We start from the raw sequence: 255 nt of genomic DNA on the forward strand, positions 1-255 counted from the left end.
TGATCAACGGCCAGTGGCTGGCCGGCAGCAGCCGCTTTGACATCCTCGACCCCGCCACCGGGCAGAAGCTGGCCGACGTCGCCAACCTCGGCCCCAGGGAGGCCGAGGCGGCGATTGCCGCCGCCAATGCCGCCTGGCCGGCCTGGAAAGCCAAGACCGCCAAGGAGCGCAGCATCATCCTGCGCAAGTGGTTCGACCTGCTGATGGCGAACCAGGAGGACCTGGGCCGCATCATGACCGCCGAGCAGGGCAAGC

Annotated in this window: 1 protein-coding gene; it reads left to right on the forward strand. The window is 69.0% G+C overall.

Annotated elements, in window-relative coordinates; all coding sequences use genetic code 11:
• Positions 1-2: 2 nt before the first annotated feature.
• A partial coding sequence (locus tag C5P05_RS00365; protein WP_232834270.1) for an aldehyde dehydrogenase family protein occupies positions 3-255 on the forward strand: 253 nt, incomplete at its 3' end.

The organism is Rhodoferax ferrireducens (assembly GCF_003347515.1).
Lineage (GTDB): Bacteria > Pseudomonadota > Gammaproteobacteria > Burkholderiales > Burkholderiaceae_C > Rhodoferax.